24 protein-coding genes are annotated in these 25,788 nt (G+C 65.7%); 16 read left to right on the forward strand and 8 right to left on the reverse strand.

The window, feature by feature from the left end:
• Positions 1–48: 48 nt before the first annotated feature.
• On the forward strand, positions 49–423 hold the full coding sequence (locus ACQR13_RS30115) for a hypothetical protein (protein WP_315718356.1): 375 nt from the start codon (positions 49–51) through the stop codon (positions 421–423).
• Between the two features lie 56 nt (positions 424–479).
• On the opposite strand, the gene ACQR13_RS30120 is transcribed toward ACQR13_RS30115, so the two are convergent.
• Both ACQR13_RS30120 and ACQR13_RS30125 read right to left on the reverse strand, forming a co-directional pair.
• Positions 480–1,673 carry a polysaccharide deacetylase family protein gene (locus ACQR13_RS30120; protein WP_315753007.1) on the reverse strand — a complete coding sequence of 398 codons (1,194 nt, stop codon included), beginning with the start codon at positions 1,671–1,673 and terminating at the stop codon, positions 480–482.
• A 240-nt stretch (positions 1,674–1,913) separates the two neighbouring features.
• Positions 1,914–2,750: a polysaccharide deacetylase family protein gene (locus tag ACQR13_RS30125; protein ID WP_315753006.1), complete on the reverse strand. Its 837-nt coding sequence runs from the start codon at positions 2,748–2,750 to the stop codon at positions 1,914–1,916.
• Between the two features lie 110 nt (positions 2,751–2,860).
• On the opposite strand from ACQR13_RS30125, the gene mgtE reads away from it, so the two are divergent.
• The 8 genes from mgtE (at position 2,861) to ACQR13_RS30165 (ending at position 9,559) form a co-directional block, all read left to right on the forward strand.
• Positions 2,861–4,279, forward strand: a complete 1,419-nt coding sequence (gene mgtE, locus ACQR13_RS30130) for a magnesium transporter (protein ID WP_315718359.1) — start codon at positions 2,861–2,863, stop codon at positions 4,277–4,279.
• 81 nt (positions 4,280–4,360) lie between these two features.
• Positions 4,361–4,636, forward strand: a complete 276-nt coding sequence (locus tag ACQR13_RS30135) for a helix-turn-helix domain-containing protein (RefSeq protein ID WP_315718360.1) — start codon at positions 4,361–4,363, stop codon at positions 4,634–4,636.
• 76 nt (positions 4,637–4,712) lie between these two features.
• On the forward strand, positions 4,713–5,531 hold the full coding sequence (locus tag ACQR13_RS30140; protein WP_434863503.1) for an aldo/keto reductase: 819 nt from the start codon (positions 4,713–4,715) through the stop codon (positions 5,529–5,531).
• Between the two features lie 146 nt (positions 5,532–5,677).
• Entirely contained in the window at positions 5,678–6,550 is an 873-nt protein-coding gene (locus ACQR13_RS30145; protein ID WP_315753004.1) for a hypothetical protein, read from the forward strand.
• A gap of 163 nt (positions 6,551–6,713) precedes the next feature.
• Positions 6,714–7,373, forward strand: a complete 660-nt coding sequence (locus ACQR13_RS30150) for a glutathione S-transferase family protein (RefSeq protein ID WP_316171452.1) — start codon at positions 6,714–6,716, stop codon at positions 7,371–7,373.
• Between the two features lie 239 nt (positions 7,374–7,612).
• Positions 7,613–7,804 carry a hypothetical protein gene (locus tag ACQR13_RS30155; RefSeq protein WP_315718364.1) on the forward strand — a complete coding sequence of 64 codons (192 nt, stop codon included), beginning with the start codon at positions 7,613–7,615 and terminating at the stop codon, positions 7,802–7,804.
• A gap of 298 nt (positions 7,805–8,102) precedes the next feature.
• Entirely contained in the window at positions 8,103–9,095 is a 993-nt protein-coding gene (locus ACQR13_RS30160) for a hypothetical protein (RefSeq protein ID WP_434863504.1), read from the forward strand.
• A 23-nt stretch (positions 9,096–9,118) separates the two neighbouring features.
• The gene (locus ACQR13_RS30165; protein ID WP_315718366.1) at positions 9,119–9,559 is read left to right on the forward strand and encodes a DUF1489 family protein; all 441 of its coding nucleotides are present in this window, start codon (positions 9,119–9,121) and stop codon (positions 9,557–9,559) included.
• A gap of 168 nt (positions 9,560–9,727) precedes the next feature.
• On the opposite strand, the gene panC is transcribed toward ACQR13_RS30165, so the two are convergent.
• Complete coding sequence (gene panC, locus ACQR13_RS30170) at positions 9,728–10,579, reverse strand: pantoate--beta-alanine ligase (protein WP_315753003.1); 852 nt, start codon at positions 10,577–10,579, stop codon at positions 9,728–9,730.
• Between the two features lie 262 nt (positions 10,580–10,841).
• Between panC and ACQR13_RS30175 the strand changes: the two genes are divergently transcribed.
• The 4 genes from ACQR13_RS30175 (at position 10,842) to ACQR13_RS30190 (ending at position 14,777) form a co-directional block, all read left to right on the forward strand.
• Positions 10,842–11,765, forward strand: coding sequence for a division plane positioning ATPase MipZ (locus ACQR13_RS30175; protein WP_315718368.1), 924 nt, complete (start codon positions 10,842–10,844; stop codon positions 11,763–11,765).
• Between the two features lie 412 nt (positions 11,766–12,177).
• A complete protein-coding gene (locus ACQR13_RS30180; protein ID WP_315718369.1) occupies positions 12,178–13,065 on the forward strand; it encodes an alpha/beta fold hydrolase in 888 nt (295 codons plus the stop codon).
• A gap of 126 nt (positions 13,066–13,191) precedes the next feature.
• Positions 13,192–13,950, forward strand: coding sequence for a VWA domain-containing protein (locus ACQR13_RS30185; protein WP_434863505.1), 759 nt, complete (start codon positions 13,192–13,194; stop codon positions 13,948–13,950).
• Between the two features lie 110 nt (positions 13,951–14,060).
• Positions 14,061–14,777, forward strand: a complete 717-nt coding sequence (locus ACQR13_RS30190; protein WP_315718401.1) for a DnaJ domain-containing protein — start codon at positions 14,061–14,063, stop codon at positions 14,775–14,777.
• 235 nt (positions 14,778–15,012) lie between these two features.
• Here the strand turns inward: ACQR13_RS30190 and ACQR13_RS30195 are convergent, their stop codons facing one another.
• Positions 15,013–16,761, reverse strand: coding sequence for a D-alanyl-D-alanine carboxypeptidase (locus ACQR13_RS30195; protein ID WP_316165105.1), 1,749 nt, complete (start codon positions 16,759–16,761; stop codon positions 15,013–15,015).
• A 429-nt stretch (positions 16,762–17,190) separates the two neighbouring features.
• Here ACQR13_RS30195 and ACQR13_RS30200 point away from each other — a divergent pair, with 429 nt between their 5' ends.
• Positions 17,191–17,532 carry a phasin family protein gene (locus ACQR13_RS30200; RefSeq protein WP_315718372.1) on the forward strand — a complete coding sequence of 114 codons (342 nt, stop codon included), beginning with the start codon at positions 17,191–17,193 and terminating at the stop codon, positions 17,530–17,532.
• A 91-nt stretch (positions 17,533–17,623) separates the two neighbouring features.
• Here the strand turns inward: ACQR13_RS30200 and ACQR13_RS30205 are convergent, their stop codons facing one another.
• On the reverse strand, positions 17,624–19,399 hold the full coding sequence (locus ACQR13_RS30205) for a TadE/TadG family type IV pilus assembly protein (protein ID WP_315718373.1): 1,776 nt from the start codon (positions 19,397–19,399) through the stop codon (positions 17,624–17,626).
• A 490-nt stretch (positions 19,400–19,889) separates the two neighbouring features.
• On the opposite strand from ACQR13_RS30205, the gene clpS reads away from it, so the two are divergent.
• Together clpS and clpA are read left to right on the forward strand one after the other, a co-directional pair.
• On the forward strand, positions 19,890–20,222 hold the full coding sequence (gene clpS, locus ACQR13_RS30210; RefSeq protein ID WP_008960690.1) for an ATP-dependent Clp protease adapter ClpS: 333 nt from the start codon (positions 19,890–19,892) through the stop codon (positions 20,220–20,222).
• A gap of 410 nt (positions 20,223–20,632) precedes the next feature.
• Positions 20,633–23,020 (forward strand): ATP-dependent Clp protease ATP-binding subunit ClpA, encoded by a 2,388-nt coding sequence (clpA, locus tag ACQR13_RS30215; protein ID WP_315718374.1) that lies wholly within the window; start codon positions 20,633–20,635, stop codon positions 23,018–23,020.
• 87 nt (positions 23,021–23,107) lie between these two features.
• Here clpA and ACQR13_RS30220 read toward each other — a convergent pair whose 3' ends face one another.
• The 3 genes from ACQR13_RS30220 to ACQR13_RS30230 are packed head-to-tail and all read right to left on the reverse strand — an operon-like array spanning position 23,108 to position 25,729.
• A complete protein-coding gene (locus tag ACQR13_RS30220; RefSeq protein WP_434863523.1) occupies positions 23,108–23,854 on the reverse strand; it encodes a sulfite exporter TauE/SafE family protein in 747 nt (248 codons plus the stop codon).
• Between the two features lie 24 nt (positions 23,855–23,878).
• Positions 23,879–24,298 (reverse strand): hypothetical protein, encoded by a 420-nt coding sequence (locus tag ACQR13_RS30225; RefSeq protein ID WP_434863506.1) that lies wholly within the window; start codon positions 24,296–24,298, stop codon positions 23,879–23,881.
• 6 nt (positions 24,299–24,304) lie between these two features.
• Positions 24,305–25,729 (reverse strand): MFS transporter, encoded by a 1,425-nt coding sequence (locus tag ACQR13_RS30230; protein ID WP_434863524.1) that lies wholly within the window; start codon positions 25,727–25,729, stop codon positions 24,305–24,307.
• Between the last annotated feature and the right edge of the window lie 59 nt (positions 25,730–25,788).

Raw genomic sequence — 25,788 nt, forward strand, 5'->3', positions numbered from 1 at the left:
GTGAGTTCTGTCGTCGGCCAGTGATCCGAACATCATGTGGGGGAGCAGATGAACTTCACGGGCCTCATGTACCGCTTCATCTCGAATTTCGTATTTCTCGCGGCCGTCTATCTCAGCCTGAACTACGTCGAGAAGTACCAGAACCGCGCCGTCCTGGCGCTGGTAGTGCTGATCTATGCCGGCATGCGCGCCGTCACGGTGGTGCGCACCTTCCACTTCTTCGGACGGATCGAGAAGATGGAGTCGGACGTTCGCCGTCTGGCCGGCATGCTGGGCGACGGGCCGGTGGGGCAGGTGGTCTCTAGGCAGGTGGTGTCCGACGTCGGATCGCTGCGCAAGGACGGCGAGAAGAAGTCCTACATGGACCTGTTCTTCCTGGCGGCCACCGTCATCCTCTGCGTCAGCAAGCTGGTCTCGAGCTGATCGCGCGCGGCGCGGGCGAATTGTCCCGCGTCCTCACCTGCAACATCTGCGAATGTTCAGCGCCGCCTGAGGCTGGCGAGGCGCACCGGGCGCGGCGCCGGCTTGGCGGCCACAGCCTTCGGGGCCGGGCTCTCGAGCCGGGCCAGCTGGCGCCGCTGCGCCGACAGCGGCGCGACAGGCGGCCATGCGAACAGATCGGACGCCGGCGCTGCCAAGGCCGGCGCCGCAAGCCCCCGCGCGAGCGGCGGACGCGGCCATGCCGGCTTCTGCGCGACACGCGCGACGGCCGCCGGCACGTTGAGAATCCCGAAATCGTCCAGCCTGGCGCGGGCCCCCGTATCGGCGCCAGCGAGATCGACGGGCGCGATCTTGGGCCAATGCGCCACCGGGGTCTCGTCCGACGGGCGGTGCACCAGCCAGTCCTCGGGCTCGGTCGGCGTCGCCGGCCGGTCCGGTGTCGCCGCCACGACGTGGACGATGCGGTAGTTCTTGGCCTTGAGCTCGGCGAGGATCTTCGGCAGCGCCGTGGCGGTGCGCGCATGGATGTCGTGCAGCAGCAGGATGCCCTTGCCGCGCGCCTCCAGCCGCTTCATCGCGAGCTCATAGACCTTGGCGCCGGAGATGCTGCGCCAGTCGTCGGCGAGGAAATCGGCGCTCCAGACCTGCAGGCCGAGCGAGGCGGCGTAGCTCTCCACGGCGTCGCCGCGCAGCAGGCCGGGCACGCGGAAGAATGGCGACAGCGCCGACGGATCGGTGAGCGCCGCTGTCGTCCAGGCGATCCCCTGGTCGACCTCGGGCTTGACCTGGTCGAGCGTCATCTTGTTGAAGCTCAGCGGATGGTTCTGGCTGTGGGTGCCGATGGTGTGGCCGGCGGCCGCAAGCTTCCTCACGCCCTCGGGATCGGCCTTGGCCTGGCGGCCGATGGTGAAGAACGTCGCCTTGACGCATTGATCGGCAAGGATCTGCAGCACCTGATTGCTGTATTTCGGCAGCGGGCCGTCGTCGAAGGTGATGACGACCTCGTGATCTTTCAGCGGCAGCGTCTCCTTGTACTGCATCGCGCCGATGCGCGGATGCTCGCGCGGATCGACCACCAGGACGCGCGACGTGCCGAGCGCGTTGGGATGTCCGGGGCAATCGGCTGCCGATGCCGCCGATGATCCGACACTGGAGGCGAAGCAGGCGACGGTGCCCAACAGCACTGCGAGCCATGTTGGCCGTCCGACGCAAGCCCACCGACGATCACGCATCACGCTGCTCACATTCCCTTCACCGTCCCGACGCCTTCGGCCAGGGTCTTCGACGCTCGATGATGTGTCGCAGCCGCGCGGAAGGCGCAAGCGACCGCCAAGACATAGCAGGGATGTTCGGCTGTCGCGAGATGACATCGTTCCGGGTTCCGGTTTGCGCGCGGCTGTTGCCGGATTGCAAGCGGCAGAAATCGCCGCGATCACGGCCGTCGAGCGTAGACAGCGGCCCTGAACGACGGATTAACCACCTTCGTGCGGCGGCGTCGGCGCAGGTGAAGGGCGCTCGCTATGCTGCTCGTGATGCACATCCGCCGGCTGCTTCGGAACCACATGGACCACGCGATAGCCGTGGTTCTTCAGGTAGCGCAGGAACGCGGGCAACATGGCGACCGTGCGCGGCTGAGGATCGTGCAGCAGGATGATGCCCTTGCGCGCCTGGCTCAGCCGGGCGGTCAGCAGCTTCAGCGTCTGCTGCGGTGACATCGGGTTCCAGTCGCTGGCCCAGAGATCGGCCCCGAACACGACGATGCCGCGCGACTGCAGCAGGTCGAGCGTCGCCGGTGTCGATTCGAAATAGGGGAAGCGGAAGAATGGCGTCGACGGCGTGGTCGTCTCCGCGCCGTTGAGCGCCTTCTCGTCGGCGGCGATGCCGCGATCGATCTCATCGACGGCCTGTTCCGGCGTGATGTGCGCGAGATTCGCATGCGTGAAGCTGTGATGGCCTATGGTGTGGCCTTCGGCCGCGATCTTCCGCACCCACGCGGCGCGGCGCGACGCAGGCTCGCCGACCAGGAAGAAGGTCGCGCGCACGCATTCCCTGGCGAGCGCGGCCAGCACCTTGTCGGTCATCGGCGGCGACGGGCCGTCGTCGAAGGTCAGAACCACTTCGCCGTCATGCAGCGGCAGCGTGTCCGGGAAGCTCTTCAGTCCGACGCGCGGATGTGTCGCGGCGTCGACGGTGAGAATGCGCGACGTGCCGAGCGTACCTTCGCGCGGGCATGCGGCAGGCGCGGCCGCGGTGACGTCAGCCGCGAGCAGCGCCGCCACGACGCCGGCCGCGTTTACCCATCCTGTCATCGATCGCCAAGGCCGCATCTTTTCCCGTTGCGCTCGCTGTTGCCGATTATGTAATGCGTGAAAGCACAAATCAGACCATTTGCTCTGAAATCAAGCGCGTGAGGCACGTCATGAACGAGACATCGGACGTTGCCCATGCTGATGCAACTCTACGCGATCGCGCGCCGATGCGCACGGAATCCGGCGAGATTCGCGCCGAATTCATCGCGGCCATCACGGCGGCCATCGCCGCCGAGGACGAGGCGTTCCTGCGCGCCGAGGTCGCCGAGCTGCACGAGGCCGACCTCGGCGACCTGATCGCGGCGCTCGCACCGGACGACCGTGTCCGGCTGGTCGAGCTGACCGGCACCGATTTCGACTTCTCCGCGCTGAACGAGGTCGACGACGCGGTCCGCGAGGAGATCCTCGAGGAGCTCGAGCCCGCGACCGTCGCCGAGGGCGTGCGCGAGCTCGAATCCGATGACGCCGTCGAGCTGTTGGAAAGCCTCGACGAGGAGGACAAGGAGGAGATCCTCGAACGCCTGCCGCCGTCCGAGCGCGACGCGCTCGCGCGCAGCCTCGACTATCCCGAGGGCTCGGCCGGCCGCCGCATGCAGAGGGAGTTCATCGCGGTTCCGCTGGGTTGGACGGTCGGCGAGGCCATCGACTACATGCGCGAGACGCGGGATCTGCCCGAGCGGTTCTACGAGATCTATGCGGTCGACGACGCTCGGCATTGGCAGGGTGCGGTGTCGCTCGATACGCTGCTGCGCGCCCGCCGTCCGGTTCCGCTGGCCGATCTGATCGACGAGGACCGCCGTCGCGTCACCGTCACCGACGATCTGGCCGAGGTGGCGCGGCTGTTCGGCAAGTACAATCTGGTCGCGGCCCCCGTGGTCGATGCCGAGAACCGGCTGGCCGGCGTCATCACCATCGACGACGTGGTCGATGTCATCGAGGAGGAGGCCGACGAGGATTTCAAGGCGCTCGGCGGCGTGTCGGGCGACGAGGAACTGTCCGACAGCGTCTGGACCATCGCCAAGGGCCGCTTCAACTGGCTGCTGATCAATCTCGCCACCGCGTTCCTGGCGTCATCGGTGCTCGGCCTGTTCGAGGACCAGTTGCAGCAGATGGTGGCGCTCGCCGTGCTCGCGCCGATCGTCGCCAGTCAGGGCGGCAATGCCGCGACCCAGACCATGACGGTGGCGGTGCGCGCGCTGGCGACGCGGGAGCTCGGGGCGAACAATGCGATGCGGGTGGTGATGCGCGAGGGGCTGGTCGGGCTCGTCAATGGCCTGGCCTTTGCGCTCGTCACTGGCATCGCCGCCGTGGCGTGGTTCAAGATGCCCGGGCTCGGCATCGTCATCGGGCTTGCAATGATCTCGAATCTCGTCGCGGGTGCGCTGGGCGGCATTCTGATCCCGATGGTGCTCGAACGGGTCCGCGCCGACCCCGCCGTCGCCTCCGGAACCTTCGTCACGACGGTGACCGATGTGGTCGGTTTCTTCTCGTTTCTCGGCATCGCCACGCTCTGGTTCGGCCTGAAATAACCCCGGCGCCTGAACGACTTATATCGTTAATCCGGCCTTAACGTGGTTCGGCGAGACTGTTGCTCGACACGGAGTCGGACGATGCAACGCTTGCGGCTGAAGGCAGATGGACGGATCGTGGAGCTGCGCGACGGGGAGGAGATTCCGCTGGCGCCCGCGGCTCCGCTCGAAGTGCGCGATCTCAGGCGGCGGGTGCATCTGACCCAACAGGAATTCGCCGCCAAGCTCGGTGTGCCCGTCGAGACCATCCGCAATTGGGAGCAGGGCAAGCGCATGCCGCGCGGCCCGGCGCGCGCGCTGCTCACCGTCATCGCGCACGCGCCCGAGACGGTGTTCGCGGCTTTAGCCAAGACTTAAGCCCACCACGGGTCGTGCGTTGGCAACGCCCAGCGTGTGCCTACATAATGTTGCACGCGCTCTGGAGTGCACGGCCATGCTGATGATCGAGGCCAATGGTGCCAGGATTCCCGCCTTGGGTCTCGGAACCTGGGAGCTGCGTGGCCGCACCTGCAGCCGCATCGTCGAGCAGGCGCTCACTCTCGGCTACCGGCACATCGACACCGCGCAGGTCTATGAGAACGAGCACGAGGTCGGAGAGGGCCTGCGTGCGTCCCGCGTCCGGCGCAACGAGGTGTTCCTGACGACCAAGGTGTGGACCACGCATTTTGCGCCGCACGATCTCGAGCGCTCGGCCAAAGAGAGCCTGGTCCGGCTGCGCGTCTCCGAGGTCGACCTGTTGCTGCTGCACTGGTCCAATCCGCACGTGCCGCTGAGCGAGACGCTCGGCGCGCTGGCCCATGCCAAGACGCTCGGGCTCGCACGCCATATCGGCGTGTCCAATTTCACGGTCGGTCTGCTCGACGAGGCAGTGGCGGCATCGCCGGAGCCGCTGGTGTGCAATCAGGTCGAGTATCATCCCTATCTCGATCAGACCAAGGTCCGCGAGGCCTGCGCGCGCCATGGCATCGCGCTCGTCGCCTACAGCCCGATCGCCAAGGGCAGGATCAAGAACGATCCGACCTTGACGCGGATCGGCCGCGCCCATGGCAAGAGCCCGGCGCAGATCTGCCTGCGCTGGCTGGTGCAGCAGAACGTCGTGGCGATCCCGCGGACCTCCAAGGTCGAACGGCTGTCCGAGAACCTCGACGTGTTCGATTTCGAGCTCTCGGAGCAGGACATGGCCGACATCTTCGCGATGGGCAGCCCCGAAGGACGGATGACCAACTTCGCCTTTGCGCCGAAATGGGATTGAGGGCGGCGCCCGCGCATTTGTGCTACAGCCTGACATGACAGGGAGCGGCCGGCGGGCCGCACGACGGCGGCTGCCGCATTCCCTGCCGATGATCAGAGCGATGGCGCGCCCGCGCCTTCGCTCATGCGCGGGCGTAGTGAAGCAGCATGGAACGTTGGCAGTTCATCCGTTGGGGCATCGCCGCGTCCGTGCTCGCGCATCTCCTGATCGCCGGTGGGGTCGTGGTCTCGACCTCGGTCCGGCCTTACGAGCTGCCCAAGAGCGACGAGATCGAGGTCAACATCGTCGACGCTGACGAGCCGCAGAAGACGCCCGAGCCCGTCGCCACGCCATCGCCATCCCCGACGCCGGATCTGGTGCTGCCGCAGCCGGACCCGAGCGCCTTGCCCGCGGCCGCCGCACCGCCACCGCCCAGTCCCCCGCAGGACGCCAGGGAGGCCCCCAATCCTCCGATGCAGCCTGCGCCGGCGGCAAAACAGCCGGCGCAGGCTGCATCGCCCAAGGCGGTGAAGACGGCCGCAAAGGCGGAGAGCAAATCCGCCGTCAAGCCGGCGCCGCCACCCGTGCCGGCACCCGCGTCGACCTATGTGCCTCCCGAACCGGATCTCACGGTGAAGTATGGGGTCATGCTCGGTCTACCCGAGCCGCTGTCACCGTTGCCGCGTCCCGGCCGCCCGGAGGACGGCAAGGACGCCGGGCCGACCGCGACGACGAACCTCGCCGCCAATCTGGAAGCGGCCCTGAGGCAGAAGGTCAGGAGCTGCGCGCGGCTGCCGGCGTCGCTGTCGCTGTCGGACAACGTGCTCATCAGGCTGCGCTTTGGCATGACACCGGATGGACGGCTGGCGACGGAGCCGGAGGTCATAGAGGTCGTCGCAGCCTCCAAGGCGATCCAGCTCAAGGAGAGCGCGGTCCAGGCGTTGAATGCCTGCCAGCCCTACGCGATGTTGCCTCCCGATCGCTACAACGAGTGGAAGGTGATCGAGATGTCGTTCACGCCGCAGGATTTCGCCCGCTGATCTACCCTGCGGCCGGCGACGGCACGGTGACGGGCGCGTGGTCTGGGGCGTAGCGCTTGTGTGTCGACGCAGCGGCCGATCATCCTGTATGCGTCGCCCATAGCATGAGCGTCGACGGCGCGGCTGCGCGGGCCGTCCACGCCCAACACGGAGACGGTGCGACATGACGCTGAAGCTGGTGATCGGCAACAAGAACTATTCCTCATGGTCGATGCGGCCGTGGCTGGCGCTGCGCGGCTGCGACATCGCCTTCGATGAGATCGTGATCCCGCTCTACACCGCCGATCCCGCCGACAAGGCGCGCATCCTTGAGCATTCCCCGGCCGGCAAGGTGCCGATCCTGATCGATGGCGCGATCAGCGTGTGGGATTCGCTCGCGATCATCGAATATCTCGCCGAGCGCTTCCCGCAGGCGGGGCTGTGGCCCGCCGATGCCGCTGCGCGCGCCCATGCCCGATCCGTCTGCGCGGAGATGCACTCCGGCTTTCCGGCCTTGCGCAACGAATGCCCGATGAACCTGCACCGGCCGGTGCGGCCGGTGGAGCTGTCTGCCGATGCCAAGGCCAACATCGCCCGGATCGAGGACATCTGGCGCGACTGCCGTGCCCGCTACGGCCATGGCGGGCCGTTCCTGTTCGGCCGCTTCGGCGCCGCCGACGCCATGTTCGCGCCGGTGGTCACGCGCTTCCACAGTTTCGCCATTCCGGTCGCCGCCGAAACCCGCGCCTACATGGACATGATGATGGCGATGCCGGCCTTCGCGGCCTGGGTGAAGGACGGCCTGGCGGAGGACTGGGTCATCGAGCGGGTCGAGAACATCTGAGCGGTCTCGTCCGTTCGCGATTTGGTCCGTGGTGGACGAGCGAACCCCGACCCGCTCGTCCAAGAATACCGTTTGCGGGCCCATCCCGTTGAAGACTCTCGCAATCTCCGCGTTTGCCATGTCGTGAGGTCGCTGGTCAGGGCGGGCGGCGGCGTGATATAAGCGCGATATTTATAAAGACACGCCGGCCCGGGCAGCGGGACCAGGGGCTCTTGCCGGCATGCGAGCAGGAGAGGGCGTTGAAACACAAGTTCCCCATTGGGGCGACCGTCTATTTCACCGCGAGCAACGTCTCGCGTCCGGCCGCCACAGGCACCTACGAGATCATCCGCCAGCTTCCGACGGAAGACGACGACTGCCAGTATCGGATCAAAAGCTCGACGGAAGCCTTCGAGCGGGTTGCCAGAGAGAGCCAATTGGCCTTGTCTTGAAGATGACGTGCCGCGTCGGCGGACGCGGCCGCCGGAGACATGGCCGAAGCGAGAGGGGGAGTTGCCACGCGTTCGGGAGCCGTGGCGCGATGCGATGACGATTGCTGCGCGATCCCTTTGGGGATAGCGGGTAGCTCCACACCATCCGGCGCCCGCAGGCGTATGGAATCGTCTTATTGTCTTGGTGGGGCCGCAATCGATCGGGTGATCATTTGAATTTGATGATCGTTTCACGGCCGTCCCATGTAGGGACGCCATCGGGGCCGTTTTCGCTGGCCCGCGTCAGGAACAAGCGCGCATGAACTCGACCTGGCCTTCCTCGTTGGATCAGCTCTTGAACTCACCGGCGTTCCCGATGTGGCTCACCGTTGCCGCGGCGGGTTTCTTTGCACTGGTCGTGCTGATGACGCTGCTCAGGGCCGAGAAATCGGTCGCCAACGGCGCGCTGACGGTGATCACGCTGCTGGCGGTCGGGATTGCGGTGGCGTCGATGATGCGGAGCCAGGATGCGACCCCGCGTGGCGCCAATGGCGATCCTGCGGTGACCGCCTCCGTCGGCCTCTCGGCACCCGCCCTGGCCTGCGTGGATGATCTCGCCGGCGATCTGGTGCTCGCGAATTGCGAGAAGAGCCTGTTCGGATCGGCCGAGATGACCGCCGCGGCCGTCAGTTATGCGGCGGGCATGCTGAGCCGGCTGTCCCAGGTGGGCGACGTCGCCAGCGCCAACAAGGTGATGACCGCGGAGCTGCTGGCGCTGCGCCGCGCCGTCGAGCGCGATCGTTATGGCCTGATGGCCTATGTGCTGCTGACACGCGACCGCTGTACGCCGAGCGATTGCGTGATGTTCCGTGCCGTGGGTGATCGCCAGCAACTGATGAACAACATGGAAGGGCGGACCTATGAGGGGCTGGTGACGCGCTACGCCTCGCAGTGGAATGCGGCGCCGGGCCAACCGGCCGCTGGGACCTTTGCGGGATTGGCGCCTCCAGGGCTGGCGCCGTCGGCGCCGGCCGGCAAGCCGACGACCGCCGAATTTCCCAGCTCGGCGAACACCCCGCCGGTCAGCATCATGAATCCCGAGCCGACGGCCTCGACGCGCTCGGTCGCCCCGGCAGCCGCCGCGCCGAAACCGCCGACGCAGCTTGCGCCGCCCGCAGCCCCACCGACCGTGGCTGCCAGCCACGCCCAGGCGCCGCCGGCGGCCAAGAAGGCCGCGCCGAAGCCGAAGCCGGCCGCTGCGGCGCCTCAAGCGGCGCCTGAGGCCGCCGAGCCGGCCGCCAACAACGAATAGATCCCGCTGGTCGAACCGCCATCATGCCTCTGCACCTGATCAAGCTCGCCGTCGGCTGCGAGTCCGTGAAAGAGCTGAAGGAGTGGATCGCCGAGCGCATGCTCGCGGCCAAGAAGAAGGGCCTGCCGCAGCAGCACGTCCATGTCACGCGGATGACGCCGAAACGGGTCGAGGACATCCTCGCCGGCGGCTCGCTGTATTGGGTGATTCGCGGTGAGGTCGCCGCGCGCGAGAAGATCGTCGGCATCGAGCCGTTCCGCGACGGCGACGGCATCGGGCGGTGCCGCATCATCATGCAGCCGAAGGTGATCGCGGTGTCGCCGCGGCCGATGCGTCCGTTCCAGGGCTGGCGCTATCTGACGGCCGAGGATGCGCCGGCCGATCTCGGCAAGTCCGGTGCGGCGGGCGTCGAAGCCATGCCCGAGCCGCTGCGCCGCGAGCTGCGCGATCTCGGCCTCTTGTAGCACTTCGATGAGCCGGTGGTGTTGCGCGTGAGCATCTCACGCGAGGCGGAAGTCAGCCTCGCTCGCAAGGGCCGGGCGTACGCTCGACGCGGCGTCAGTTGTCCTTGCCTCTGCCTTGCGGGCGAGGGCGCGCTCACGGTCTTGGCGGACGGCTGGTCTCCCGGCGGCTCACGCGGCGATATTGTCGATCAGTCGCGTGGTTCCGATCTTGGCCGCGACCAGGATGCGTTTCGGTCCTGACTCGTTCGGGGCGATGGGCGCCAGCGTCTCCGCGTGGCGGACCTCGAGATAGTCCAAGGCAAAGCCGGCTTCGGTGATCGCGGCGGCGCCATCCCCAATGGCCGCCTGCATGTCGTCGCCGGCGCGCAGCCGGGCCGCCAGCTCCTTCAGGACACGGTGCAGCGTCGGCGCCGCCCGCCGCTCGTCTGCCGTGAGGTAGACATTGCGCGACGACATCGCGAGACCGTCGCGTTCGCGCACCGTACGGGATCCGACGACACGGACGCCGAGATCGAGGTCGCGCGCCATCTGGGCGACGACGCGGAGCTGCTGATAGTCCTTCTCGCCGAAGATCGCGACGTCCGGCCGGCATTGCGTGAACAGCTTGGCGACCACGGTCGCGACCCCGCCGAAGAAATGCGGACGGAAGCGATCCTCCAGCCCGGCCAATGCCGCGCCCTCCGGCACGATCCGCGTCGCGAAGCCGTCCGGATACATCGCCTTCGCGTCGGGATGCCAGATCAGATCGACGCGCTCGGCCGCGAGTTTCGCAACATCCTCCTTCCAGGTCCGGGGGTAGGACCCGAAATCCTCCGTCGGCGCGAACTGAGTCGGGTTGACGAAGATCGAGACGACCACCTTGTCGGCGCGGCGCTTCGCCAGCCGGACCAGCGAGATGTGCCCTTCATGCAGGGCGCCCATGGTCGGCACGAGCGCGATGCTGGCTTTTCTCGCGCGCAAGCTGTCGAGCTCGCGGCGGAGGGCGGAAACGGTGCGGGCGACGCGCGGGCTTCGTGACATTTTTGCTCGATCTCACAGCGAAAAATTGCGGTTGCACTGTTCGGCCTTGACGCTCGGGCGACTGCCCTTAACAAGAACGCGACACGCCGCTCAGCATACTTGAATACGCCTGTTAGCACGTCTCCGCGTCCGATGCGGAGTTGGTAAACGCGCGCGTCAAGTAGTAGCGGAGGATGCGTCCCCCGTGGGATTCACGATGACGATGCATTTCACTTGACCGCAGACGACCGTGACTCGAAGATGATCGTAAGAGGTCGACAACATGCTGGTGCAAACTAGCCAAGGACAATCGGGCTCGGCCCACGTGGTTGTGCTTGGAAACGAGAAGGGCGGGTCGGGCAAGTCGACCACCGCCCTGCACATTGCCGTGGCACTCCTGAAGGCCGGCCAGCGTGTCGCCACGATCGATCTCGATTGCCGCCAGCAGAGCTTCACCCATTACATCAACAACCGGAGCGCCTGGGCGCGCCGCACCGGCCTGCGCCTCGAACTGCCGACGCACTACTGCATCCAGCTCGGCCGGACGTTGCAGATCGACGAGAACGAGAACACCGAGTTCCAGCAGTTCATGGAGGCCGTGAGCGCCGTCGAACGCTCGTTCGATTTCATCGTCATCGATACGCCCGGCAACGACAGCTACCTGATGCGCCTGGCGCATTCGATGGCGGATACGCTGGTCACGCCGATCAACGACAGCTTCCTCGACTTCGACGTGCTGGGAACGGTCGATCCCGCGACCTATGCCGTGACCGGCGAGAGCCACTATGCGGAGATGGTGCGTGACGTCCGGCGCAAGCGCCGCCAGGTGGACGGTGCGATGACCGACTGGATCGTGGTCCGCAACCGGCTGTCGATGCTCGGCTCCCGCAACAAGCAACTGGTCGCCGACGGCCTCAAGGACCTGTCGCTGCGGCTCGGCTTTCGCGCCATCGACGGCTTTGCCGAACGCGTCGTCTACCGTGAGTTCTTCCCGCGCGGACTGACCGCGCTCGACGACATCGACGAGGCGACCCTGGGCACCCGCCCCAATCTCGGCCACGTCACGGCCCGGGAGGAGGTCACCAGCCTGCTGCGCCAGCTCAAGCTGCCGCTGGACGAGCGCGGCCGCCGCCGCGCCGCGAACCGCGCCGAATGGTTCGCCCAGGTCGACAAGCCACTCGACCTGCACGACATCATCAGCGCCTGAATACCGTCCGCATTCGGGCGAGACCTCGCCTGAGACATTGTGCGCGTTGAACGTGCGCCCGGCTTGGTTAAACAATCTGCGGACAGCGGTGGCGGGTAACGGCGCGCCCGGCCTGTTTGGGGGCGGACGGAGGAAGATTTGTCTCAGGTCAACGCCGCAGCCGCCAATTTCGCTAGATTACCGTCAAATTCATGACTGATTTGAACCTGACGTTCAGGGCTCAAGTCGCAAGAGACGGGCGGCGGAACCCAGCTATGCTGCACAGCAACTAGGTGCGGCGCACAACGAACGGGCGACGGATACACAACATTTGGTCTTCCTGTCACAGCGCCGTTACATATATTAAACAGAACGGGTCGCGAGAGTCTTACAGGTTCAAAACTACCTTTGATTGTGCTCCCGAGGGACGAACATGAAGCGTGGAATAACCGTTCTTGTGTCTGTCAGCGTGCTGGCGGCGGTCGGCTACTTCACCGCGAGCAAGTGGGCTATCCGGCACGAGACCATCAGGTTCTATGACGCCTCGCGCGACAACCGGCTGGTCGAGGTCGCCGTGGCCGTCCGGCGCGACAAGGAGATGCAGGCCGAAGCCGGCATGATCAAGCTGCCGGTCGCGATCCTCAATCACGGCAACACCGTCAAGTTCACCGAGTACTCGTTCCTGGCCAACGTATTTGCTGCGCGCGGCTACATGGCGGTCAGCATCCAGCACGACCTGCCGACCGATGCGCCGATGGTGACGAAGGTCGGCGAGCCCTATGTCGGCCGGCTGCCGCAGATCCAGCGCGGTGTCGCCAACATCCGGTTCGCCGTCGAGCAGATGCACCAGGTGCAGCCGAATGCCGACTATGATCATCTGACGATGGTTGGTCATTCGATGGGCGGCGACATCTCGATGTATTTCGCCAAGCAGTATCCCGAAGACGTCCGGAAGGTCGTCACGCTCGACAACCTCCGCGTCCCGTTCGTCACCGACGGCAAGTTCAAGATCCTGTCGTTCCGCTCGAAGGACCCGCAATTCAAGACCGATCCCGGCGTGATCCCGAGCGACGACATCTGCGAGAAGGAAGGCATCACCGTCGTCAAGACGGACTTCCAGCACAACGACATGCGCGACACCGGACCTGACGACGCCAAGTCGTCGATCCAGGCCATGCTGGACAAGTTCCTCGCCGATAGCGACAGCACCAGCGACATCGGGCCGGTCGAGACCAAGACCCCGTTGCTCGATCCGGGTCCCGTCGCGCCTTATGCGCCGGTTGGCAAGACCGCGACGCCGGCCAAGCCGCTGACGCATTGAGCGCGCAAGCCGGGGAGTGCGGCAGCCTCGCCTGATGCTTGCCTGCCACGACGGGCAGATGCGTTGTCGTCGTTGAAGCCGTCCGTCCGCCTGCCCACATGATGCGCGTCCGAGCAAGGTGCGTGCATGGTCGATGATCGTTCGAAGCCCGGTTCTGCCCCGTTGACCTCGGCCGAAGAGGGATCGCGCCAGCAGCGGTTGCCCGACAATGAGCGTTCCACGGCAGACGCCGTTGCGGCGTTCGTTGCGCAGGCCAAGGCCATGGCTCCTGCCGCTCAGGGAACCAGAGGCCGTCTCGTCTTTGCGCTTGATGCGACCCTGAGCCGCCAGCCAACCTGGGACATGGCCTGTGCCCTGCAGGCCGACATGTTTCGCGAGGCCGCCGCACTCGGCAGCCTCGATATCCGGTTGGTGTACTATCGTGGCTTCGATGAATGCCGCGCCACTGGCTGGATATCCGACAGCGCTGAGCTCGCCCGGCTGATGGGCAAGATCGATTGCCGCGGCGGCCAGACCCAGATCGGCAAGGTTCTTGCCGAGGCGCGGCGCCATGCGACAGCATCCGGAATCCGCGCCGTCGTGTTCGTTGGCGACGCGATGGAGGAGGATGTCGACGTGCTCTGCGCAAAGGCCGGCGAGCTCGGGCTGCTGAAGGTTCCGCTGTTCATGTTCCAGGAGGGCAATGAGCCCGCGGCCGAGCAGGCGTTTCGCGAGATGGCGCGGCTGTCGGGGGGAGCATGGTGCCGTTTCGATCCCGGCGCATCCGCGCAGTTGCGCGACCTTCTGCGTGCCGCCGCGGCCTACGCGGCGGGTGGCCGGGCGGCGCTGCTCCGGCTGGCCGGCTCCGAAGCGGGCGCGGCACGCCTGATCGGGCAGATGAAGTAGAGATCGATTTCGGCGGCCGCCAACGTCAAGCCCGGCGCAGCGGCTCGAGCCTGCCGGTCGCGGACGCAGCCGATCATGCTTTTTGTCCCGGCACGCCCTATATTCGGGCCATGACACTGATCGCTGGCGCCGTCGCCGTCATCACCCTTTATCTGTTGCTGCAGATGTTCCGGAACGCGAATCCGGCGGCGCTGGCGCGCGCGATCAAGGTTGCCGGCGGTATCGGCTGCCTTGCGGTGGCAGCCTTCACCGGCCTCCGCGGCGAGCTGGTGGTGGCGATCCCGATCGGGTTGTTCGGGGCGGGGCTGCTCGGCTGGTCACCCGGTGGTCTCGGCAATGTCGGCAGCATGTTCGGGCTGGGTGGGCAGCGCTCGTCGGGTCAGAGCTCGCGGGTGCGCTCGCAATTCATCGAGATGGTGCTCGATCATGACAGCGGGCAGATGCAGGGCCGCTTTGTCGCCGGCGCCCATGCCGGCCGGTCGCTGGACGAGTTCGATCTGGCGCAGCTCGCCGCGATGACGCCGAGCCTCGATGCCGACAGCGTCGCTCTACTTGAAACTTATCTGGACCGCCGGTTTCCCGCTTGGCGTCAGCACGCGCAGGGCGATGCGGCAGGGCGGCAGGGCCGCGCGGCGTCGAGCTCCAAAATGACGGAAGAGGAGGCCTATCAGATCCTTGGCCTGCAGCCGGGCGCGGGGCGAGACGAGATCGGGCGTGCCCACCGCGCGCTCATGAAGAAACTGCATCCCGACCAAGGGGGGTCGACGTACCTCGCCGCCCGGGTGAACGAGGCCAAGGATACTCTGCTTCGTACGCATCACGGCTAACTCCGGCAACGCCACCAACGCCACAACACCGAACCCGCTTTCAACGCAACTTTGTCGACACCGGCGGCTCTCGCCCTTGCCAGGCACGATCGTTCGTCATGGTGAAAAAGTTCTAGCGGGAAATCCTTGACGAGTGGTTTGCACCCGTGCGTCCCGCCGTCGATCGCGTGGTCCGCAAACGAAAAGGCCCGCGCTGTGTCGCGCGGGCCTCATCGGAACAGGATCAGTGCCGGCGTTAGTTGTGCACGGTCATGCAGGAGATGTCGGCGCGCTTCAGCTTCTTGCAGACGGCCTCGGCCTGATCACGATCGAGCCCGGCGAAGCGGGCGCGGATCAGCTTCTTGTCGCCCTTCGCGACCGTCTCGGTGAAGGGATCGGCCTTGCTGAGGAGACCTTGTGCCGAGCTGCGGGCCGCCTCGATCCGCTTCTGGGCCTCGGCCTCGTTGTCCAGCGCTCCGACCTGGATGATCCAGCCGCTGCGCGTGACGGAAGGCTTGCTCGGAAGCTCCGGCGCAGCGCTCGCGGAGGCGATCTGCGTCGGCGCCGGCTGGGCCGGAGGCGCCGCATAGGCCATGGCCTGCGACGAGCCTGCCGGCAGGCTGGAGGCGGGCAGCACGCCGAGAATGCCGTTGCCGGTGCCATGGCCCGGCGGCTGCGGCGGCATGTCGGGACGGGCGGCCTCGGTACGGGCGATCGGCGGCGCCGGCTCGATGGCCTCGACACGCTGAGCGAAGGGTGCGGGAGCAGGGGCGGCCGGCTGCGGCGCGGCGGTCGCGAGCTTGACCGCGCCGGCCTTGACCTGGACCGTCCTGACCTTGACCGGCTTCATCGGCTCGGTCGAGCCGGGAACGATCGACATCGGCTGGCTCTGGATCACGCCGGAGGTCATCGGCGCCGGCTCGACCTTGGCCTCTCTCGGTGCCGCCGGCGGCAGGGCCGCGGTGGCTTCCGAGAGGGTTGAGATGATCTTGGAGGCGCGGCTCGGGGCCGGCGTCTCCGGCGCCGCCGAGGCGAGCTGCATCGTGCCCTGATCGGCATCGCCGCTGTCGGAGCCGCCGCGCTCGCCGATCGCCGCCACGGTGCGCCGGGTCGCGCCCTTGTCGAGATTTTCGGCGAGCAGGTTGCGCATGATGGCGTCACGCGAGCCGCCGCTGCGGCCGCCGAGTACGACGCCGATCAGATGGCGGTTGCCGCGGCGCAGCGAGGTCACGATATTGAAGCCGGAGGCGCGGGTGTAGCCGGTCTTGATGCCGTCGATGCCCTCGACATTGCCGAGCAGATGATTGTGGTTGCGGATCGACTGGCCGCGATAATTGAACACCACCGTCGAGAAGTAGCGGTAGTACCGCGGGAAGCGGTCCTGGATCGCGCGGCCGAGGATCGACTGGTCACGCGCCGTCGTGATCTGCGCGTCGGCGGGGAGGCCGGAGGCGTTCACATAGGTGGTGCGGCTCATGCCGAGCGAGCGCGCCTTGCGCGTCATCATCTTGGCGAACTCGTCCTCGTCGCCGCCGATCGCTTCTGCGATGACCACGGCGGCGTCGTTGGCCGAGCGCGTCACGAGGCCCTTGATCGCGTCCTCGACGCGGATGCTCTGGCCGGGGCGCAAGCCGAGCTTGGTCGGCGACTGCTCGGAGGCGTGCTCGGACACCGGCATCTCGGTATCGAGCTTCATCTTGCCGGAATCGAGCCGCTCGAACAGCAAATAGAGCGTCATGATCTTGGTGAGCGAGGCGGGGTGCCGCAAGGCGTCGGGATTGGTCGCCGTCAGCGTCGCGCCGGAATTGCCGTCGACGACGATCGACGCGAACGCCGGGCTGTAGCTGCCCTCGTCATTATGGGGGGAGTGACGCGCGTGATGCTGCCGATGGCGCCGACGCGCCTCCGCGCTGTCGACCGTGACCACTGCTGCCGTCGCGAGGGTGATCAGTCCGTAGACGCCAACTCGCAACAGGCGCGAGGAAGCCATTTTTTTGCGAAGCATGAAATCCCCGTCCAATTTCTGACGTGATCACCGGCTCGTAAGGCGAAATTGTGCCGAACGCCCCCGTAACCGTGCCTGTCGGACCTCCCGATCGCGCCGTGACGCTGCCAAGCATCGAAGGCCTCGAACTGAGGTTTTGTTAAGACGCTGTTTTAGAACAGCTTTACGGTTCGGCCGACGCTGGCCGGGACCACCGGAGAGGTTAGGACGGTCGAGTTGCCAAAGGATTAAAGAAACCTTGCGGCGATGGCTGGTATTTCTGCCGAACTGCCCCGGCTTGGGGCGTCCGACGGTGCGTCGAGACCGCAATGCCCGAGATGGTGCATTGCACAAGATTCTTGATTTTTTTGTGCGCTGCACTATATTATGAATGCGTCAGGGAGCCGGGGCTTCCCTGAGGGCGCTCAAAATCAGGGAAAGGAATGCCACATGTTTAAGGTTGAAGACTTTCAGAACTACGGCAAAGAGCAGTTCGAGACCGTCGTGAACTCCGCGACCACCGTGCAGAACGGCCTTCAGGCCATCGCCACCGCGTATGGCGACTACACCAAGAAGTCGTTCGAGGACACCAAGTCGTTCGTCGAGAAGCTCCAGGGCGTGAAGTCGCTCGACAAGGTGCTCGAGGTGCAGACCGAGTTCGCCAAGTCGGCCTACGAGACCTTCGTCGCCGATTCGCAGAAGATCGCCGGGCTGTATTCGGATCTCGCCAAGCAGGCGTTCAAGCCGCTGGAAGGCATCGCCGCCAAGTTCACCCCGCCGGCCGCGCACTGACCGTTCGCGCCTGCAGGGAGCACAAAGCCCGGCTTGCGCCGGGCTTTTTTGTTGGCTGAAGGTGGAGCGCTGTCGGTGCCCGGCGCTTCTGTTATTTGGCGACCCGCAGCTTCGACAATGCGGTGCCGATCGAGTTGAACGTGGTCACGATCTGGCTCGAGCTCGTCAGCATGTAGAACTTGTCGGGACTGCTGGCGCAGTTCTGCAGCACGGCCGAGGTCGGATCGGCGGGCGAGCTCGTGTTCACCTGGATCGTGTAGATCGTGTACATCGCGTTGCCCTTCGAATCCTTGGTGTTCTTCAGGTTCGAGCAGAGCAGGGCCTGGCGCGCGTCGATCGGGTTGCCCGAGGCTTGCGACGAGCCGTTGCCGTATTCGGGCCAGCGGTCCTCGGTGTTCAGGCCGTCCGACAGCAGGATGATGACACGGTTATAGGTGGTGTTGACGTCCTCCGCCGGCGCGCCCAGCACGCCGTTCGGAATCAGCGACTGCACGGCCCAGGCAAGTCCGATCGCCTGGTTGGTGCCGCCGGTCGGCTGCATGGCGTTGACGGCGCTCTTCAGCGAGCTCCAGTTGTAGCTGAGCGGCACGATTTCCGCGAGTTTCGTGGAGGCCGTGCTGCTGCAGTACTGGATGTTGTTCTCCATGTGCTGGTTGGCCGGGAACAGCGTCGTCACGTCGGAGGTCGCCGGTGACACGGCATTTGCGTCGTTCGGCTGGGTGCGGTCGGCGACGCATCCGGTCCAGGTGCTTTTGGTGTTGGCGACCCAGGTGTGGGTGAAGGTGTTGACCTTGCACACCGTGCTGGATCCGCTTCCCGTGCAACTACACGTGTTGTTCGGAAGATTGCTGCCGCTGGTCGGGCAACTGCAATAGCTGCCGGTGCACCAGTTCACCCGCGTGCTGGTCTGAACGCTGTTCCAGCAGCCGTTGTAATAGCTGTGCGAGGCGGAATCGTAGCCCGGGCAGATGTAGCCCGTGTAGCTCCCACTCGTCGGTATCCGCGAGGCGCTCGAACTCCCGGTCGCCGGGTCGCTGGTGCAGGAGAAGTAGGGAAAGCCGTTGCCGGACTTGAACGGACAGGAGGATCCCGGTCCCACCATGTCCCATTGCGATTGCGTGTAGCTGCCGTTCGGGATTGCGGCCTGATAGGAGCCATTGGCAGGCTGGATCGTGGGCGGATTCTGCCAGTCGGTCCAGTCGATCCAGTCCTTGGCGTAATTGCTGGCGCCGACGTTCACGACCTTGGCGAATGGAACGACCGAGATGTAGACGTCGCCCGGGGTCTTGGCCAGCGCGCTGAGCTGGTCGATCAGCCCGCCGCTGCCGGCCACGGCGTTCTGCAGCGCGGACATCTTGCCGCTGGATGCCATCGAGCCGGTATTGTCGAGCGCGAGCGCCACCCGCATCTTCACGTCGCCCCAGGTCGATGTCGTTTTGGCGCCGAAGTCCATGGTCGGAAAGCCGGCAATCTTCATGAACTGGGTGACGATCTGACCGTTGGCCGACAATTGGATGTTGGAGGCCGACGAGCTGGTCGAGGCGGTATAGCTGGCCGTGACGGTGACGTTCTGTGCGTCCGTGCTGGTGTAGAGCGCCTTGAAATAGGCGCTTGCCTTGGTTCCGATGTCGGCTGCGCTGATCGTGCCCTGCGCCAGGTCGCGCGACAGCATCAGCGAGGTGGAGTCGAGCGCCGCCTGCATCGACGACCGCGCGGCATTCAGCCGGCTGTAGTCGACGCCTGCCCCGACGAAGGCCAGGATGGGGACGAGCGCGATGGCGAACAGCATGGAGATATTGCCACCGCGGTCGCAGGCGAACCGTCGGACGGCGCGGCGGCAGAGTCGAATGAAGGAGACATCGGTCATGTCGCTCACCAATTATGGTTTTCTGCAGGTGTTTTCGGTTCGGCTTCGTCAAGGACGGGTAAATCGAAACCGCGAAACACCGGGCCAATGCCCGCAGCGTGGCGCCGCGCCCGCAACCGGGCTGGTTCCCTGTCAATGCCCGCTGAATGGGCTTTGTAAAATGCGACCGGTTTGATTAACCTTGCGCCTCATCGCCGGGGCAGGGAATCGGTCCTGCCGGAGCGTCGGTCCGTCCCGGGCCTGCGCTTGCGGCAAACCGGGCGCTGACCCATATTCCCGGTGTCGGTCCGACCGGACCGGTCGGCTGGGACAGGCGATCTGGAAAGCAGGACCGGGTGGCGGAAAGCGGCCCGGCAGGGGACAGGTCGGGGGGCACCCCTTATTGAGAGCAACCCGCCGAGGGAAACTCTTTATTGGGAGCCTCGCAGCCATATCTAACGCGTGCAAGATGTCGCAGCCAACTTCCAGATTGAACCGATCCGCGCCCAGGATGAGCAATAACGACAACAAGTCCGGTGGCACCGGTGGCCCGGTCACGTCCGTGATCACCAAGGTCAAGCCGAAGACCAAGCGCCCCAACCTCTACCGCGTCCTGATCCTGAACGACGATTACACGCCGATGGAGTTCGTCGTTCACGTCCTGGAGAAGTTCTTCAACAAGGACGTCGAGGCCGCGACCAAGATCATGCTCCACGTGCATCATCACGGCATCGGGGAGTGCGGCGTCTTCACCTACGAGATCGCCGAGACCAAGGTGACGCAGGTGATGGACTTCGCCCGCAAGCACCAGCACCCGTTGCAGTGTGTGATGGAGAAGAAATAGCCGGCTCCCTCCGCGAAGGGAGCCGCCGACGCGCGCATCTGCGAGCCAGGGGCGGGGGCTGGGGCGCTGCCCGATTGATCACCGCGAATCGGCATCGGACGAAGGGTCATCGAAAGCCGCAAATTGCCGCAGACGAGGTCAGCGCAATCCGGGCAGGTTTCACTTCTCGTCCGAAGAATTACGGCCGCTCTGGTCCTTATCTCTCCCCGCTCGGCGGCGCGCGCCGTTCGGTTGTCGCAGCCGGATTTGCCGCAATCGGAACGGGTTTTGCATTGACGATCCGGTGAACCCGTAATCGAGCGGCTCGGCCGGTCTTTTGTCGCACTCGGTTATAACTATATTTGACGAAGGTTGTTGTTGCCTGACCGGGCGGCGGCGATCATGATGGCAAGGGGCCACAGAGGACGCGCATGCCGACTTTTTCTCAAAGCCTTGAACAATCCCTGCATCGTGCGCTGGCGATCGCCAACGAGCGTCATCATCAATACGCGACACTGGAACACCTCCTTCTGTCCTTGATCGATGACTCCGATGCAGCGGCCGTGATGCGCGCATGCAGCGTCGACCTCGACAAGCTGCGCGGCAGTCTCGTGAACTACCTCGAAACCGAATTCGAAAATCTGGTCACGGACGGCAGCGACGACGCCAAGCCGACCGCAGGTTTCCAGCGCGTGATCCAGCGCGCCGTGATCCACGTTCAGTCGTCGGGCCGCGAAGAGGTCACCGGCGCCAACGTGCTGATCGCAATCTTCGCCGAGCGTGAGAGCCACGCCGCGTACTTCCTGCAGGAGCAGGACATGACGCGTTACGATGCCGTGAACTACATCAGCCACGGCATCGCCAAGCGCCCTGGTGTCTCCGAAGCGCGCCCCGTTCGCGGCGTCGACGAGGAGACCGAAGCCAAGGGCAACGAGGACTCCAAGAAAAAGGGCGAGGCGCTGGAAACCTATTGCGTCAATCTCAACAAGAAGGCGCGTGACGGCAAGATCGATCCGGTGATCGGCCGAAACTCCGAGATCAACCGCGCCATCCAGGTGCTGTGCCGGCGCCAGAAGAACAACCCGCTGTTCGTCGGCGAAGCCGGCGTCGGCAAGACGGCGATCGCCGAGGGCCTCGCCAAGCGCATCGTCGACAGCGAGGTTCCGGAGGTGCTGTCGGCCGCGACCGTGTTCTCGCTCGACATGGGCACCTTGCTCGCGGGCACGCGCTATCGCGGCGACTTCGAGGAGCGCCTGAAGCAGGTGCTCAAGGAACTCGAGGCGCATCCGAACGCGATCCTGTTCATCGACGAGATCCACACCGTGATCGGTGCCGGTGCGACGTCGGGCGGCGCGATGGATGCGTCCAACCTGCTCAAGCCGGCGCTGGCCTCGGGCTCGATCCGCTGCATGGGCTCGACGACCTACAAGGAGTATCGCCAGCACTTCGAGAAGGACCGCGCGCTGGTGCGCCGGTTCCAGAAGATCGACGTCAACGAGCCGTCGGTCGAGGATGCGATCGCGATCCTGAAGGGACTGAAGCCGTACTTCGAGGACTATCACCGGCTGAAATACACCAACGAGGCCATCGAGGCCGCGGTGCAGTTGTCGTCGCGCTACATCCATGACCGCAAGCTGCCGGACAAGGCGATCGACGTGATCGACGAATCCGGCGCGGCGCAGATGCTGCTGGCCGAGAACAAGCGCAAGAAGACGATCGGCATCAAGGAGATCGAGACCACGATCGCCACGATGGCGCGGATTCCGCCGAAGAGCGTGTCGAAGGACGATGCCGAGGTGCTCAAGCATCTCGAGCAGACCCTCAAGCGCGTGGTGTTCGGCCAGGACAAGGCGATCGATTCGCTGTCGGCTTCGATCAAGCTGGCCCGTGCCGGCCTGCGCGAGCCGGAGAAGCCGATCGGCTGCTACCTGTTCTCGGGTCCGACCGGCGTCGGCAAGACCGAGGTCGCCAAGCAACTCGCCTCGACCCTGGGCGTCGAGCTGCTGCGCTTCGACATGTCGGAGTACATGGAGCGGCACACGGTGTCGCGCCTGATCGGCGCGCCTCCTGGCTATGTCGGCTTCGACCAGGGCGGCCTCCTGACCGATGGCGTCGACCAGCATCCGCACTGCGTGGTGCTGCTGGACGAGATCGAGAAGGCGCATCCGGACCTGTACAATGTGCTTTTGCAGATCATGGATCACGGCCGGCTCACCGACCACAACGGCAAGCAGGTCAACTTCCGCAACGTGATCCTGATCATGACCACGAATGCAGGCGCGGCCGACATGGCCAAGCAGGCGTTCGGCTTCCATCGCTCGAAGCGGGAAGGTGACGACCACGAGGCGATCAACAGGCAGTTCGCGCCGGAATTCCGCAATCGGCTCGACTCCATCGTCTCGTTCGCGCACCTCAACGTCGAGGTGATCGGAATGGTCGTCGAGAAGTTCGTGCTGCAGCTCGAGGCGCAGCTCGCCGACCGCGACGTCACGATCGAGCTGTCGGAACCGGCCAAGGCCTGGCTGATCCAGCACGGCTATGACGAGCAGATGGGCGCGCGGCCGATGGGCCGTGTGATCCAGGAGCACATCAAGAAGCCGCTGGCCGACGAGGTGCTGTTCGGCAAGCTGAAGGGCGGCGGTCACGTCCGTGTCGTCCTCGTCAAGGACGAATCCGGCGTCGAGGAGAAGATCGGCTTCGAGTTCGTCGAGGGCCCGGTCACGCCGAAGTCCGAAGTTCCGGCCGCGCGCAAGCGCAAGCCGAAGTCCGGCGGCGGCTCGAAGGGGCCGGCGCCGAAGGGACCGCTGGTCAAGGCGTAAGCCTGACGCGACGAGATGACTACGAAAGGCCGGCCATCGCGCCGGCCTTTTTCGTTTGACGCGGGGTTCTTTGATGCGACGTCCGGCTCAGGCCGGCTTGACGAAGAAATACACCGTCAGGCCGCAGCCGACGGCAATGATGAAGCGGCGCACGTGGGCTGGCGGGATGATCTGGCCGAGCCGCGCGCCGACGAAGCCGCCGGCCATGGCAGCGCCCATCATCGTCAGTGTCTCCAGCCAATGCACGCGGCCTGAGAACGCAAAGACGGCGGAGGCCGTCATATTCATGAGCGCAGCGAGCAGCACCTTCATGCCGTTCATGGCGCGAATGTCGCGCATGCCGTAGAACACCAGGGCCGCCAGCATCAGGATGCCGATGCCGCCGCCGAAGTAGCCGCCATAGATCGCGATCACGAACTGCACCGCCTGGATGGTCCGCGGCCCGAACCAGCGAGCGCCATCCTTGGGCGTAAAACGCATGCCGAATGCAAACACGCTCGTGGCGAACAGCAACAGCCAAGGCACCAGCCGGCTGAAGGCGGCCGACGGTGTAACCAAGAGCAGCACGGCACCGAGCGTGCCACCGAGCAGGCTGATGATCGACAGCCGCACGAGGTCGTGACGCCAGGGCGCCTTTGCGTCGTTCAAGATCTCACGGGAGGCCCAAGCGCTGACGAACTGGCCGGGGCAGAGCGCGACCGTGCTGGAAGCGTTGGCGTCGATCGCGGGAATGCCGGCGGCGAGCAGCGTCGGGAAGGTCAGGAACGCGCCGCCGCCGGCCAGCGCATTGACGATGCCCGAGCCGAAGGCGGCGAGGGCGAGCAGGGCCAGCATCGTCCAATCGACCGTCGGCACGGGCTATGCTTCCGATGTTCGCAAAACGTAGCCCGGGCCGTCGCTTCGGACCTCTCTCCTGTAGAGCCTCTTCGGCTCACCGATTCGCAGCCCGCCTCCGAGCGAACGGGCCGTCTCCAAGCCCTCCAATGCCAACACACCTGCGACCAACTCAGCAACACCGTCGAGACTGCCGTGGCCGCCTTCTGACAGGCCGCTAGGAGCGCTGAAGGTGAGCCAGTATCGATAGTCGTTGAATTCCGTATCGTCGGCTAGCGACAATTTGACCATCATGCCCAGTGCTTCACCAACGATGTAGGTATTGTTCACGTAGAACGAACTCTCGCGAATTTCCACGAACCTCACATTCAGGCGGCTGAAGAGGTAGAGAGCGAACGTCTCCAGGTTCTCTGAATCATCGCCTCGAATGAACACTTCGCTCATCGACCGTTACTCCCCCTTCAGCCGTTGGCCGTCCTGGACGCGGACGCGCTCGGCGCCGCGTGCGCCGGCCGGCGACAGCCTCAGCATGCTCAGGAACGCGCCGACCAGCGCGAAACCGACCCCGGTCAAGAGCGACAGCCGCGTGCCGTCGGTCGCGTCGATCGCGAGAAACATCGCGACCAGGGCCGCGCCCGTGGTCTGGCCGAGCAGGCGCGCCGTGCCGAGCATGCCGCTGGCGCCGCCGGCGCGCTCGCGTGGCGCAGCGGCGATCATGGTGCGGTTGTTCGGCGTCTGGAACAGGCCGAAGCCGCAGCCGGCCAGCGCCATGCGCCAGACGACATCCCATGCCGACGGCTCGCGCGGCAGCAGGCCGAGCGCACCGAGCCCGCATGCGAAGATCACGAGACCGATGCCACCGAGCAGCCCGGCCGGCACGCGCTCGACCAGCCGCCCCGCAATCGGCGCCGTCAGGCCGACCGCGATCGGCCACGGCGTGATCAGCAGGCCCATCTGCACCGGCGAATAGCCGAAATGGCTTTCGAGATAGAAGGGGATCGCGACGAAGGCGAGCATCTGGCCGCAGAACGACGAGATCGAGGTCGCGATCGACAGGGCGAACACCGGAATGCGCAGCAGGTCGACCGGCAGCAGCGGCGAGGCCATGTGGGTCTGGCGCCAGACCAGCCACACGCCGGCCGTGACGGCGACGACGAACTCGATCGCGCAGGTCACCAGCGCCTCGCCATGGCCGAGGCTGTCCACGGCGGCGATCAGGAAGCCGAAGGCGACCGCGCTCAGCGCCGCGCTCTGCCAATCGAACATGTGCGGCGCGCGCGGCGTATGCGGCAGGAAGCGGAAGCCGAAGACGAAGGTGACGATGCCGAGCGGCACGTTGATCGCGAACAGCCACGGCCAGCTACCGACGGCGAGGATGCCGGCGGCGATGGTCGGACCGAGTGCGGCGGAGACCGCGACCACCATCGCATTGATGCCGATGCCGCGGCCGAGCAGAGCGTGCGGATAGGTGAAACGCACCAGCGCCGAGTTGACGCTGAGGATGCCGGCGGCGCCGAAGCCCTGCAGGATGCGCGCGAGCGTCAGCAGTAGCAGGCTGTCGGCCAGCGCACAGAAGGCGGAGGCAGCCGTGAACAGCATGAGGCCGGCGAGATAGACCCGCCGATAGCCGATGATCTCGCCGAGCGAGGCCAGTGGCAGCAGCGAGATCGTTACCGCGAGCTGATAGCCGTTGACGATCCAGATCGAAAAAGCAGGACTCGCATGGAGGTCGCGGGCGATCGTCGGCAGCGCCACATTGGCGATGGCGCCGTCGATCACGGCCAGCACGATGCCCAGGGCGATCGTCACGATCGCCCAGGTACGCTGCGGCAGCGGCAGTCCGTCGGCGTGCAGACCCGTGGTCGTCGGCGTCATCATGCGGGCTCCGATCGCAGCCGGGCCGCGGACAATGAACGGGAACGGGCAACCGGGCC

The organism is Bradyrhizobium sp. HKCCYLRH3059 (assembly GCF_051168035.1).
Lineage (GTDB): Bacteria > Pseudomonadota > Alphaproteobacteria > Rhizobiales > Xanthobacteraceae > Bradyrhizobium.

What these genes read in the sequence shown, in the direction of transcription:
- ACQR13_RS30225 (WP_434863506.1), bottom strand. Translation starts at nt 24,298, where the DNA reads ATGAGCGAAGTGTTCATTCGAGGCGATGATTCAGAGAACCTGGAGACG.
- ACQR13_RS30195 (WP_316165105.1), bottom strand. Translation starts at nt 16,761, where the DNA reads ATGCTTCGCAAAAAAATGGCTTCCTCGCGCCTGTTGCGAGTTGGCGTC.
- ACQR13_RS30120 (WP_315753007.1), bottom strand. Translation starts at nt 1,673, where the DNA reads ATGCGTGATCGTCGGTGGGCTTGCGTCGGACGGCCAACATGGCTCGCA.
- ACQR13_RS30180 (WP_315718369.1), top strand. Translation starts at nt 12,178, where the DNA reads ATGAAGCGTGGAATAACCGTTCTTGTGTCTGTCAGCGTGCTGGCGGCG.
- clpA (WP_315718374.1), top strand. Translation starts at nt 20,633, where the DNA reads ATGCCGACTTTTTCTCAAAGCCTTGAACAATCCCTGCATCGTGCGCTG.
- ACQR13_RS30125 (WP_315753006.1), bottom strand. Translation starts at nt 2,750, where the DNA reads ATGACAGGATGGGTAAACGCGGCCGGCGTCGTGGCGGCGCTGCTCGCG.
- ACQR13_RS30230 (WP_434863524.1), bottom strand. Translation starts at nt 25,729, where the DNA reads ATGACGCCGACGACCACGGGTCTGCACGCCGACGGACTGCCGCTGCCG.
- ACQR13_RS30165 (WP_315718366.1), top strand. Translation starts at nt 9,119, where the DNA reads ATGCCTCTGCACCTGATCAAGCTCGCCGTCGGCTGCGAGTCCGTGAAA.
- ACQR13_RS30140 (WP_434863503.1), top strand. Translation starts at nt 4,713, where the DNA reads ATGCTGATGATCGAGGCCAATGGTGCCAGGATTCCCGCCTTGGGTCTC.
- clpS (WP_008960690.1), top strand. Translation starts at nt 19,890, where the DNA reads ATGAGCAATAACGACAACAAGTCCGGTGGCACCGGTGGCCCGGTCACG.
- ACQR13_RS30145 (WP_315753004.1), top strand. Translation starts at nt 5,678, where the DNA reads ATGGAACGTTGGCAGTTCATCCGTTGGGGCATCGCCGCGTCCGTGCTC.
- panC (WP_315753003.1), bottom strand. Translation starts at nt 10,579, where the DNA reads ATGTCACGAAGCCCGCGCGTCGCCCGCACCGTTTCCGCCCTCCGCCGC.
- ACQR13_RS30135 (WP_315718360.1), top strand. Translation starts at nt 4,361, where the DNA reads ATGCAACGCTTGCGGCTGAAGGCAGATGGACGGATCGTGGAGCTGCGC.
- ACQR13_RS30220 (WP_434863523.1), bottom strand. Translation starts at nt 23,854, where the DNA reads ATGCTGGCCCTGCTCGCCCTCGCCGCCTTCGGCTCGGGCATCGTCAAT.
- mgtE (WP_315718359.1), top strand. Translation starts at nt 2,861, where the DNA reads ATGAACGAGACATCGGACGTTGCCCATGCTGATGCAACTCTACGCGAT.
- ACQR13_RS30150 (WP_316171452.1), top strand. Translation starts at nt 6,714, where the DNA reads ATGACGCTGAAGCTGGTGATCGGCAACAAGAACTATTCCTCATGGTCG.
- ACQR13_RS30205 (WP_315718373.1), bottom strand. Translation starts at nt 19,399, where the DNA reads ATGACCGATGTCTCCTTCATTCGACTCTGCCGCCGCGCCGTCCGACGG.
- ACQR13_RS30200 (WP_315718372.1), top strand. Translation starts at nt 17,191, where the DNA reads ATGTTTAAGGTTGAAGACTTTCAGAACTACGGCAAAGAGCAGTTCGAG.
- ACQR13_RS30175 (WP_315718368.1), top strand. Translation starts at nt 10,842, where the DNA reads ATGCTGGTGCAAACTAGCCAAGGACAATCGGGCTCGGCCCACGTGGTT.
- ACQR13_RS30115 (WP_315718356.1), top strand. Translation starts at nt 49, where the DNA reads ATGAACTTCACGGGCCTCATGTACCGCTTCATCTCGAATTTCGTATTT.
- ACQR13_RS30185 (WP_434863505.1), top strand. Translation starts at nt 13,192, where the DNA reads ATGGTCGATGATCGTTCGAAGCCCGGTTCTGCCCCGTTGACCTCGGCC.
- ACQR13_RS30160 (WP_434863504.1), top strand. Translation starts at nt 8,103, where the DNA reads ATGAACTCGACCTGGCCTTCCTCGTTGGATCAGCTCTTGAACTCACCG.
- ACQR13_RS30190 (WP_315718401.1), top strand. Translation starts at nt 14,061, where the DNA reads ATGACACTGATCGCTGGCGCCGTCGCCGTCATCACCCTTTATCTGTTG.